The organism is Pseudoalteromonas sp. G5_S1_54_S4 (assembly GCF_054968565.1).
On the sequence record NZ_JBQKUL010000006.1, the window covers coordinates 126,247 to 138,729 of the forward strand.

Annotated in this window: 8 protein-coding genes; 3 read left to right on the plus strand and 5 right to left on the minus strand. The window is 41.0% G+C overall.

Features of this window, described 5'->3' with window-relative positions:
* The 3 genes from ACTRWE_RS04495 to purL form a co-directional block, all read right to left on the minus strand.
* Entirely contained in the window at window positions 1-198 is a 198-nt protein-coding gene (locus tag ACTRWE_RS04495; protein WP_013464275.1) for a YnbE family lipoprotein, read from the minus strand.
* Window positions 195-2,651 carry an intermembrane phospholipid transport YdbH family protein gene (locus ACTRWE_RS04500; RefSeq protein ID WP_462879559.1) on the minus strand — a complete coding sequence of 819 codons (2,457 nt, stop codon included), beginning with the start codon at window positions 2,649-2,651 and terminating at the stop codon, window positions 195-197. Before ACTRWE_RS04500 ends, ACTRWE_RS04495 begins: the two co-directional genes overlap by 4 nt.
* A 96-nt stretch (window positions 2,652-2,747) precedes the next feature.
* A complete protein-coding gene (gene purL, locus ACTRWE_RS04505) occupies window positions 2,748-6,638 on the minus strand; it encodes a phosphoribosylformylglycinamidine synthase (protein ID WP_138764287.1) in 3,891 nt (1,296 codons plus the stop codon).
* A 211-nt stretch (window positions 6,639-6,849) separates the two neighbouring features.
* Between purL and mltF the strand changes: the two genes are divergently transcribed.
* Window positions 6,850-8,319 (plus strand): membrane-bound lytic murein transglycosylase MltF, encoded by a 1,470-nt coding sequence (gene mltF / locus ACTRWE_RS04510; RefSeq protein WP_290190772.1) that lies wholly within the window; start codon window positions 6,850-6,852, stop codon window positions 8,317-8,319.
* A gap of 136 nt (window positions 8,320-8,455) precedes the next feature.
* Complete coding sequence (locus tag ACTRWE_RS04515) at window positions 8,456-8,626, plus strand: hypothetical protein (RefSeq protein ID WP_008468235.1); 171 nt, start codon at window positions 8,456-8,458, stop codon at window positions 8,624-8,626.
* On the opposite strand, the gene tadA is transcribed toward ACTRWE_RS04515, so the two are convergent.
* Window positions 8,623-9,129, minus strand: a complete 507-nt coding sequence (tadA, locus tag ACTRWE_RS04520) for a tRNA adenosine(34) deaminase TadA (RefSeq protein WP_010390967.1) — start codon at window positions 9,127-9,129, stop codon at window positions 8,623-8,625. The two genes, ACTRWE_RS04515 and tadA, sit on opposite strands and share 4 nt — an antisense overlap.
* Before the next feature lie 177 nt (window positions 9,130-9,306).
* Here tadA and ACTRWE_RS04525 point away from each other — a divergent pair, with 177 nt between their 5' ends.
* Window positions 9,307-10,611 carry an inosine/guanosine kinase gene (locus ACTRWE_RS04525; protein ID WP_055013160.1) on the plus strand — a complete coding sequence of 435 codons (1,305 nt, stop codon included), beginning with the start codon at window positions 9,307-9,309 and terminating at the stop codon, window positions 10,609-10,611.
* Window positions 10,612-10,633: 22 nt separating this feature from the next.
* Here ACTRWE_RS04525 and glsB read toward each other — a convergent pair whose 3' ends face one another.
* Window positions 10,634-11,557 (minus strand): glutaminase B, encoded by a 924-nt coding sequence (glsB, locus tag ACTRWE_RS04530; RefSeq protein WP_024601835.1) that lies wholly within the window; start codon window positions 11,555-11,557, stop codon window positions 10,634-10,636.
* Window positions 11,558-12,483 lie beyond the last annotated feature (926 nt).

Consider the following 12,483-nt stretch of genomic DNA (forward strand, 5'->3'; position numbering starts at 1 on the left):
TTAAAATAACTCACTGTCATCGCTAAATAAATTATCGAGCTCTTTATCTACTTTGACACGAATTTCATGATCAACCTTAACATTTAAATTAATAGTGATTGGCTCTTTAGCCGACACCTCAACACGATGCATGCACGCACTTAGTGCTGATATTGCTGCTAACGCGAGCAGCACTTTTATCGATAACGACGGTCTCATTGCCCATTTCCTTTTTGTGAAAATTGTTGCTCAACTTTTTGTGTAATTTCATCACTTAAACGCAGTGCCCGTAAAAGCGTAAATATGTTTTCTTCATGGTTGTAATTAAAGTTAACTTGCTGCTGCGCTTGCTGATTATAACCTTGTAAATTAACTCCAAGCTTTAACCAACCATCATTTTTAAGTACAACGCTGCTATTAAGCTTTTGAATATCTAAATCAGTCAATAACCCCAGTACAGGTTGCAACTCTTGCTGTTGCTGCATCACAGAATCAAATGCAGCATTATTGCTAATTTTTAAATTGCCCTCGCCTTGACTAAACAGACTGCCTTGGCTAATGTGCACACCATTTTTATTAACGCTCACCGGCAGTGTACCAGCCAAACGCCCTGTTAAAGTAATACCCGACTTATCATCAAGGGTGATCAGCTTACTTGCATCAATATTATTAAACGTTACAGTGCTAACTTGGGTTTCTTGTCCAAGCGTATAGTTATCTAATAAAAATGTACCGCCAAGCACATTACCTTCAACATTACTAACAAGCACATTATTGTTATTGACGAGCCATTGCCCTTTAAGGCCTTTGATAACTGCGCCCGCTCTAAACTCATTTAAATGAAAGGTAGTGGGTTTTACATTAAGCCTACCTGAATTAAATTCCCCGCTAAATACACTACTAAAATCACTTGCAAGGTAGTCATTATAAAGTCCACTTAATTGGCGAGTATCTATATCAATGGATGCCCTTTGTAAATTGACATCGCCACTAATATTGCCGTTAAAAGTACCTTTTGTCAGCTTAGCAAGTGGATAAAACTGATTAATAAAGGTGTTTAATGGCAACACACTTTGCGCTGGCACAATCACCTCAAACGGATGTGCCTGTGACGATATATGATGATTTACCACCAACTCAATATCATCTATAAACGCATGGTGCGACGCTTTAAGTGCACGGCTTTGTAATCCACTCGAGTCTATTTTTATATTATGCAGTCTTATATCAGCGCTATTAAGAGCCTTAATTTGCGTTTTCGCAGTTAAATGAGCAAATAACTCACCTACACCTAGGTTTGCTTTTGCCGTGAGACTATTATTTATATTGGTAAGTTTAAATTCTTTATATGCCGCATTTTTTAACTGATTAGTTAATGTAATTTCTGCATTTAATTGTTTATCCATTTTCGCGGTTAAACTACCTTGATAGTGCACTGCTTTTACATCAAAAGCTTCAAAGCTAGCAACGGAAAATTTACTCTGTGCGTACCCGATGGGTTTTGAGTCAATAAATTCACTTAATTCAAAGTAACCACTGAAATTAAGCGCATTAGCAGTAACAGGGATAAATGCGGGTAGCCTTTCAAGCTCAACGTTGTAATCACCTTTAACTTTAGTACCATTTAACTGAGCGCTTATATTAATGCTGTTTATATCTGGCGTGTTTATTTGAGCAGACACCTTTGCCTGAATATTATCAAGCAAAGCGTTAATAGTGAGGGCGGTATCTGTTATTAAAATATCAAAGTGTTTATTACCTTCACTCATCAAATTGATTACTGGAATACTCAGCTCCCCTTGTTCTATGCGAAGAGCTTGAGAAAGCTTAACCTGCCAATTTAAAGCAACTTGTTTGCTTACAAAATCTGCGTACTTACTTGGTGGAATTAACTCAGTACAGCGAGGGCTTAAATTAATTTTGTTATTAAGTGAACCGGTATCTAGGATTAACGCTTGGTTATTTAAATTAAAGCGAGTAGCCATCTGGCCAGTGGTTAATAAATTAAATTGGCATTGATCAAACGTATGAGCAAATTGAGCGCTAATCCCCCCGTTCAACTTAAGCTCAGTCCCGTCAAAACTAAACACTTGTTGAGTATTAAAGTTAACAGCATCGAGTAAGGTGTTTTTAGTGTTTATTACCTGTTTTAACAAAATGTCATCAACTGCTAGCTGACCACTTATTTTATTGGTGGTTAAAATCGCACTCGCATTTATATCGCCCGTTACATTAAATTGATTTAGCGCAGGTTCTAATACACTAAATTTTAATGGTTTATTGAGCTGATTACTGTTTACTACAAGCTGTTTAATATTAATGAGTGGGCGATTTGAAGGTAGCGCTATCTCAAGCTGTTTAGCCGGTTGATTAGCGTTATCACTTTTAGGTAATGGATTGAGCGTTAATATTGCACTTTGAACACTGACATGCTTTGTACTCGCTGTAATATCAGAAAGTTGTAATTGTTGGTTTTGGTAATTTAAACACACAGTATCGGCATGTATATTTAACTTTGAGGTAATTGAAAAATCGAGGCAGCTTAATGTGACACCTGCTTTTTTAAGTTCAGGGGCAATGGCCCATTGTAGTAAAGGCAAGCGAAATACATACCCGAGTAATAATAGACTCAGTAAAAGAGTGCCAACAATTAAACCAATGCGCTTAAACATATTATCCTTACATGTTTTTTAATCACTATAATCAAAAAAGGCTGCACAAGGCAGCCTTTTTTATTTTACATCCAGATCATGAATCTAGTGTGTATATTAACCTACATTTTTACGCGCATTACGGAACATACGCATCCATGGGCTATCCTCTTTCCACTCATCTGGGTGCCAAGAGTTAGCAACAGTACGAAATACACGCTCTGGGTGTGGCATCATTACAGTTGCACGGCCATCTGTTGATGTAATACCTGTGATACCTTCTGGCGAGCCGTTCGGGTTCGCTGGGTATTGCGTTGTAGGGTTGCCGTAGTTATCAACAAATTTAACCGCTACAGTACCACTTGCAAGCGCTGCTTTTGTTGCTGCGTCGTTTGCAAACTCTGCATGGCCTTCACCATGAGATACCGCAATTGGCATCCGCGAGCCCGCCATACCATTAAAGAATACCGATGGATTCTCTTGTATTTCAACTAAGCTAAAGCGTGCTTCAAAACGCTCTGACTTGTTCGTTACAAAGCGTGGCCAATGCTCAGTACCTGGGATCAACTCTTTTAATGTTGATAGCATCTGACAACCGTTACATACACCTAAGCTAAAGGTATCTTCACGATGGAAGAAGCTTTGGAACTGATCGCGTGCCATATCGTTAAACAATATTGACTTAGCCCAGCCTTCACCGGCGCCTAATACGTCACCGTAAGAGAAGCCACCACACGCCACTAAACCTTTGAACTGTTCAAGCGTTAAACGACCTTCTAAAATATCACTCATGTGAACATCTACCGCAGCAAAACCAGCACGGTTAAACGCAGCAGCCATTTCTAGGTGCGAGTTAACGCCCTGCTCACGTAAAATAGCCATTTGTGGCTTAGCACCTGTCGCAATGTACGGTGCAGCAATATCTTCGTTTAAGTCAAAGTTAAGTTTAACGTTTAAGCCTGGGTCTTTTGCATCAAATTTAGCGTCAAACTCTTGCTTAGCACACTCAGGGTTATCACGACGTGCTTGCATCTGATAGGTTGTTTCGGCCCAAATTGTACGAAGCTCAGTACGAGTATGATTAAGTACTGTTTGCTCACCACGATTAAATACAATGTTATCGTCATTATTAAGCGAGCCAATCACATGGCTAATTGCGGCAACACCATGCTGCTCAAATACAGCTTTTACAGCATCTAAATCACTGTTTGCTACTTGAATTACAGCACCTAACTCTTCGTTATAAAGCGCTTCAATATCAGAGCCTGTCAAAGTCGCTAAATCTACGGTTACACCGGTATGTCCGGTAAACGCCATTTCAGCGATAGTAGTAAACAAGCCACCGTCTGAACGATCGTGATACGCAAGTAGCTTGCTATCAGCCACTAGCGCCTGCATAGCATTGTAAAAGCCTTTTAGTAACTCAGGGCTGTCTACATCTGGAGTAACATCACCAAGCTGCTTATAAACTTGTGCAAGGCTTGATGCGCCCATACGGTTTTTACCCGCACCTAAATCAACTAAAATAAGCGAAGTGTCGCCCTTATCAGTGCGCAGCTGTGGAGTCACCGTTTTACGTACATCGTCAACACGGCCAAAGGCTGTAATAATCAGTGATAAAGGCGATGTTACTGATTGCTCAGTTGTATCATCTTCATTTTTCCATGTCGTTTTCATCGACATCGAGTCTTTACCTACAGGTATAGTTAAACCAAGTGCTGGACATAACTCTTCACCAACAGCTTTTACTGCTTCATATAAACCTGCGTCTTCGCCAGGGTGACCCGCAGCCGCCATCCAATTTGCAGATAACTTAATGTTCTCAAGGCTACCAATATTAGCACCAGCAATGTTTGTAAGAGACTCGGCCACAGCCAAACGTGCTGAGGCGCCATAATTAAGTAATGCAGCTGGAGTACGTTCACCTAGTGACATAGCTTCACCGTGGTAGGTATCGTACGTTGCTGCGGTAACTGCACAGTTAGCCACAGGCACTTGCCATGGGCCTACCATTTGATCGCGCGCTACTAAACCAGTTACAGAGCGATCGCCAATAGTAATCAGGAAGGTTTTTTCTGCAATGGTTGGTAAACGTAATAAACGCTGCGCTGCATCCGCAGGATTAATTGCCTCTACATTTAATGCAGTGCCTACTACTTGTTGCGAAGTAACATCACGATGCATTTTAGGTGCTTTACCTAGTAATACATCCAGTGGTAAATCTACAGGGCTGTTATCAAAATGACTATCGGCAACCGTTAAATGACGCTCTTCTGTCGCTTCACCAATAACTGCATATTGTGCGCGCTCACGCTTACAAATTGCTTCAAAGCGTGCAAAATCTTCAACGCCCACAGCAAGCACATAGCGCTCTTGCGATTCATTACACCAAATTTCGTGTGGTGCCATGCCCGGCTCATCATTAGGGATATCACGTAGTTGGAATTTACCACCACGGCCACCATCATCTACAAGCTCAGGGAATGCATTTGATAAACCACCGGCGCCCACATCGTGTATAAACGCAATAGGGTTTGCATCACCTAGCTGCCAACATTTGTCGATCACTTCTTGACAACGACGTTCCATTTCTGGGTTTTCACGTTGAACAGAAGCAAAGTCTAAATCTTCGTTTGATTGACCCGATGCCATGCTAGATGCAGCACCACCGCCTAAACCAATGTTCATTGCAGGGCCGCCAAGCGCAATCAATTTTGCGCCTACTGGAATATCGCCTTTTTGAACATGATCAGCACGAATATTACCTAGACCACCGGCAAGCATAATTGGCTTGTGGTAACCACGTACCTCTTCACCATTGTGACTCGTTACTTTTTCTTCGTAAGTACGGAAATAACCTAAAAGGTTAGGACGGCCAAACTCATTATTAAACGCAGCACCACCTAATGGGCCTTCAGTCATAATGTCTAGGGCATTAACAATACGGCCAGGCTTACCAAAATCACTCTCCCAAGGCTGTTCAAAACCTGGAATACGTAAATTAGATACAGTAAAACCTACCAAACCCGCCTTTGGCTTAGAGCCTCGACCGGTTGCGCCTTCATCACGAATCTCACCACCCGACCCAGTCGCCGCACCAGAGAAAGGAGCTATTGCTGTTGGGTGGTTATGGGTTTCAACTTTCATTAAGATTTCAATGTCTTCTTGATGATACGCATATTCACCTTGCGCATTCGGGAAGAAGCGACCCGCCTTTGAGCCTTTCATTACGGCTGCATTATCTTTATAAGCAGACAATACATTTTCAGGATTGTGCTCAAAGGTATTTTTAATCATTTTAAACAGCGACTTTGGCTGTTCAATACCATCGATAGTCCAATCAGCATTAAATATTTTATGACGACAATGCTCTGAGTTTGCTTGTGCAAACATGAATAATTCGATGTCGTTAGGATTGCGCCCTAACTTGATGAAGTTTTCTACTAAGTAGTCAATTTCATCATCAGCAAGTGCAAACCCTTGCTCTATATTGGCTACGGCTAATGCTTCGCGGCCGCCACCTAAAATATCAACTGATGACATTGGGCGTGGCGCATCGCTGCGAAATAACTGCGCTGCATCTTCTAATTTGCTGTGAGTAGCTTCAGTCATGCGGTCATGAAGAAGCGCTGTAACCTGTGTAAGCTGATCGGTGCTTAAATCACCCTCAACATAATATGCTATTCCTCGCTCTACGCGATGAACTTGCTTAAGCCCACAGTTATGAGCGATATCAGTCGCTTTTGAAGCCCATGGCGAAATAGTACCAGGGCGAGGCGTTACTAATACCAACTGACCCGCTGGCGCATGCTCAGCAATTGTTGGTCCATAGGTTAATAACTTCTCAAGTTTGGTTTGCTCATCATTGTTTAATGGCGATGTTAAATCGGCAAAGTGAGCGTATTCGGCATATACATTGGTGACAGGAAGTTGCAATTGTTGGCAACGCGCTAAAATTTTATTAACTCTGAACTCTGAAAGTGCTGGTGCACCACGAAGGATCAACATAAGTAATTTCACCCGGGGTTAGGGATTGAACGATATTTTAGGCGCGTATTATAGTCCAAATTACTCTCAGATTTAACTCAAAAATGCGCTTTTCATTAAATTAACTTTTTCTTTTTGTTTACACCTATTTTTTACTGGCTGCGATTAAACGGTAAGTGACGTAATCAGTAAGTTTTGTTATAACAGGAGATACGATGCTAAAGAGGCGAATATGTTGAAGATAAAGCTAATAACAATCATTACGTTAGTCATCCTTTTGTGTGCCTGTAACACACAAGAGCAGTCAACACAGCTCGCCCAAATTAAATCAGAAAATAAAATTCGCGTTGGTACACTTGCCAGTGCAAGTAATTATTATCAAGCTGTTCAAGGAGAACAAGGCTTTGAATTTGAACTCTCTCAAGCATTCGCCGACTACCTTGGGGTAGAGCTTGAAATTGTGCCCTTTTTTAATTTATCCGATATGTTTGCGCGCTTAGATAGTGGCGATCTCGATTTAATTGCCTCTGGGCTTACTTTTAACAAGGCGCGCGCCAAACGTTACCGCTATGGCCCAACTTACAGAACGATAAGTCAAAAATTAGTTTTTAAACAAGGGCGTGAACGCCCTCGTGATTTTGATGATTTAACCGGAAACTTCACCGTTATCGCTAAAAGTAGTCATTCATTAACATTAGAAGAAATAAAACAAAACAACCCAGATTTAACTTGGAGTGAAACCGAAGAGTTTGATGAAGAAGAGTTATTACAAGCCGTTATTGATGGGGAAATAGATTACACCTTAGCGGATTCACATACATTAGCGTTGTTTAGGCGCTATCACCCTAACTTGAGTATTGGCTTTTCAGTTACCCGTAATGATTCAATTGCATGGATACTAAGAAAGTCGAATGATGACTCATTGTACGCATTGCTAGTTCCTTTTTTTGGTGAAGCAAAACAAAACAATCAACTTTATGTACTTGAAGAGAAGTACTTTGGCCATGTCCGTCAGTTTAATTACGTTAATACCTTAGCCTACATAGATGCAATAAAAGAGACACTGCCTAAATATCAGCCTTGGTTTATACAATATGCAGGTAGCCTTGATTGGCGCTTACTTGCTGCATTGAGTTACCAAGAGTCGATGTGGAACCCTCGAGCTAAATCGCCAACAGGTGTGCGTGGAATTATGATGCTAACAAGGCGCACAGCAAAACAAGTCGGTGTTACTAACCGCTTAGAGCCAGAACAAAACATACGTGGCGGTGCAAAATACTTAGCTAAATTAATTAAGCGTATACCAGATAGAATCCCGCAGCCTGATCGTACTTGGCTTGCACTTGCCGCTTATAATGTTGGTTGGGGGCACGTTAATGATGCCCGCATAATTACCGAACAACAGGGAGCTAGCCCTGATAAATGGGCTGACGTTAAAAAGCGCTTACCATTACTAGTAAAAAAACGTCACTACCGTAACACACGCTATGGCTATGCTCGCGGTGATGTTGCAGTGACTTATGTTGATAATATTCGTCGCTATTACGATGCGCTTGTTTGGCTAGATGAAAATAATGCAATGGCAACTATACCGCCAACTTCCGAAACAGAAAAAGAAAAAGAAAAAGAAACAAAAGATAAAAGCATTAAACCAGGTGATGCAAATCAACGTATTAGTGATGGCGTAGAAAAAGAAAAATAAAAGCGCTATGAAAATTTCGCGCTATATTAGCTACATGTTAGAAAAGCAAATAGTTGTTTACTTGCAATCAATTATTCAATAATCTGGCTCAATTGTATTAAAATCTGTGTCATCACCAAGCACATAAGGATAAGTAATGCTTAAACGTAGACGTACACATCAGCTTAAACGTTGTATAAAACACTCAACTGCCACTCGTCGTCGAGTGATGTTAAGAAACTTACATAAAAAGATAATTTGGCGCCGTCGTATGTTTGCTATGCAGCAAATGGCTGAGCTAGACGCCTTAATAGCAGCTGCAGACTAATCGTTGTTAAGGTTGCGAGCGGCTAGCTTTGCGGCTTTAATTTGTGCTCGGCGACGCTTAAAAAAACTAGAAATAGTCTCAGCACATTGTGTCTCTAAAACCCCACCCGTTATTTCTACTTGATGGTTTAAACGAGGTTCTTGCAACAAGTTCATAATAGAACCAGCAGAACCCGTTTTAGCATCGGCTGCACCAAATACTAAACGTTTAATTCGGCTGTGCACTAACAGACCTGCACACATAGAGCAAGGCTCTAACGTGACATACAAAGTGCAGTCAATTAAGCGATAGTTGTTAAGCACTTTTCCGGCTTCTCTTACCGCTATCATCTCAGCGTGGGCAGATGGGTCATTATCGGTAATTGAGCGATTATAACCCGCGCTTATAAGCTGATTATTTTTGACAATAATGGCGCCTACCGGGATCTCATCGAGTTGCTCTGCTTGTTTTGCATACACAAGGGCTTGTTCCATCCAATATTGGTCGTCAAATGGCTCTGTCATGATTATTACTTAACTATTTTTTATGCCGTAATTATACCAACTTACCGTAAAAAAATGCGTAATTGATCACTTTATTGCAAAAATAAAACAAATTTAAGTGGTTTACCATGGCCCATAAGGCGGGATTTACGCTATAATCTCTCGCTTTTTTTATTTAGCTCACAACACGGGTAGCAAATGAAATTTCCTGGACGCCGCAGGCATAAACATTATTTTCCAGTGGAAGCCAAAGATCCACTGACCAATCAACTTAACGCCACAGAACGATTACACCGCAGCTATATTACGGGGATCGATCAAATCGTTGTTGATATAGAAGCTAAGGTTGACCAAGCTTTTCTCGATGAATTTCAATTGCGCCGAGGGATGTCGCAAGTTATAGATAATGACATCACTAATGCTTTATACGATCGCTTAAAACTAAACGATATGGTCGATTACGAATTCGCAGGAGGAACCGTTGGCAACACGATGCACAACTATTCCGTACTTGCTGATGATCGTTCAGTACTACTAGGCGTAATGAGCGAAAATATAAAAATAGGCAGTTATGCTTATCGATTTTTATGTAATAACTCAAGTCGTGTAGATTTAGACTACTTACAACCAGTCGATGGTCCTATTGGCCGTTGCTTTACCTTGATTGATGAAACAGGTGAGCGCACGTTTGCTATTAGTGCTGGCCTGATGAATTACCTAAAGCCAGAGTCAATTGATAAAGAGCTAATAGAAGGCTCATCAGCATTAGTCATCAGTGCTTATTTAATGCGTACTCAAGGTGATGAAACCATGACCGAAGCGACTATGCAAGCAATCAAGTATGCTAACGATGCAAATGTACCGGTGGTATTAACTCTAGGGACTAAGTTTCTTATCGAGCAGGACCCGACATGGTGGGCTAACTTTGTAGAAAAGCATGTTGATATACTTGCTATGAACGAAGAAGAAGGCCAAGCAATTACTGGATATGAAGATCCACTTCTTGCTGCTGACAAAGCATTAGACTGGGTTGACTTAGTTATTTGTACAGCCGGTGAAAAAGGCTTATTTATGGCTGGCTTTGTTGATGACAGCTGCAAACGTGAAACAGAGTACCCATTATTACCGGGTGCTATACCAGATTTTAATCGTTATGAATTTTCACGTGCAATGCGTAAAATTGACTGTGAAAATCCTATAAAGGCATATAGCCATACTGCGCCGTTTATGGGTGGGCCTGACTCGATTAAAAATACCAATGGTGCCGGTGACTGTGCTTTAGCCGCGGTTTTACATGACTTATCAGCGAATGTTTATCATAAGTTGAATGTTGCTAATTCAGCAAAGCATCAGCAACAAGCCATTACCTACTCTTCGCTCGCACAAATTAGCAAATATGCTAACCGTGCAAGCTTTGAAGTACTTGTACAGCACTCTCCTCGCTTATCTCGTGGTTTGCCTGAGCGCGAAGATTGTTTAGAACAAGTGTATTGGGATCAATAAGATCCCATTACGCTAAACAAAGCTAAAATATAGATATATCAAGCTTTTTAGATAGCAGCTCTAATGCTGCTATTCCCGCCACTGAGTTACCAAAAGAGTTTAATCCTGGGGAATACACTGCCACAGTAAACCTATTCGGTAATACCGCCAATATAGTCCCAGAAACCCCTGATTTTCCAGGCATCCCCACTCGATAACCAAAATCACCCGCCGCATCATATAAACCACTGGTAAATAACAACGAGTTTAGTTGCTTATTTTGACGGCTAGAAAGCACTCGTTTAGAAGAGCTGTAGTCTATCCCTTTATTAGCTAAAAAGTTGTAAGCCTTAGCAAGTTCAATACAATTAAGTTCTATGGCACAAAAATTAAAGTATGACCACAGCACATCATCCACTTCATTTTCAAAGTTACCGAATGATTTCATTAAGTGTGCCATTGCCGCATTTCGATGCCTAAACTCATACTCTGAATTAGCCACTTGTTTATCTATTACGATACTTCGATTACCAGATAAATCGCGAAATGTTTCCAGCATAGAGTGCATGGGTGCTGATAAACGACTATATAAAGCATCACAGGTAACTATGGCACCCGCATTAATAAATGGGTTACGGGGTATGCCTTTTTCAAACTCAAGCTGGGTCAGTGAATTAAATGCTGTTCCTGAGGGCTCTTTACCCACTCTACTCCATAGTTCATCGCCATAACGTTGCAGCGCTAATGTCAGAGTCATTACTTTAGAAACAGATTGAATAGTAAAACGCTGTTCACAATTACCCGCGCAAAATATCTCCCCCTCAGTGGTGTAAATGGCAATAGAAAACTGCTCAAGATCAACTTCAGCAAGAGCAGGGATATAATCAGCAACCTTACCTTGGCTCAATAAAGGTTTAACCTCTTGAGTTATCTCATTTAGCACTCGTTGATAATCACTGGTTGGCAATAGACACCTCAATAATATGCAAAGTTAAAATCAAATTTTAACACGTAGGATCTATAACTGCATGAGAATGTTAAGTCTATAAGTTATTAGTAATCTGATAGGAAGCATATACATGATGAGATTAGCGGGCAGTCTCTTTTTTTAAGATATTGCGTAATTCATCTTCAAATTTAAAACAATAAAAAACCAGCATTTTGCTGTAACGTGGTTCTGTTATTTGGAGCCAGTGCGCTAATTTATAGCGACAATACAATAGAACATCCCACTTTTTTGTTTAGATCCAAGCTGTTTTGTTTGATGTATAGGAATACGAATGCCATGGAGCACAAGATATGCAAGAGCGGCCACTACTAAGTTCCATATACAGTCTTGGCTTGATGTTTTTCTTTATCTCAGACAACAAAAAACCCGTTACATTGCTGTAACGGGTTTCTTTAATTGGATCCTGGTAATGTCATGGTGCCCACAGCGGTAGAAAGTCACATAGCAAATGCGACACTATTATTGTGTCGGGGCGGCCTTGTGCGGGGCTCGCCTTCGAGCTGTTTAGGAATACGAATGCCGTGGAGCACAGGATGTAAGAGAAAGGCCACCACTGAGTTCGGCATGGGCTCTTGGCTATTTATTAAATCCCAGACAGCAAAAAACCCGTCACATCGCTGTAACGGGTTTCTCTTATTTGGATCCTGGTAATGTCATGGTGCCCACAGCAGTAGAAAGTCACATAGCAAATGCGACACTATCATTGTGTCGGGGCGGCCTTGTGCGGGGCTCGCCTTCGAGCTGTTTAGGAATACGAATGCCGTGGAGCAAAGGATGTACGAGAACGGCAACCACTGAGTTCGGCATGAGCTCTTGGCTATTTATTAAATCCCAGACAGCAAAAAACCCGTCACATCGCTGTAACGGGTTTCTCTTATTTGAAT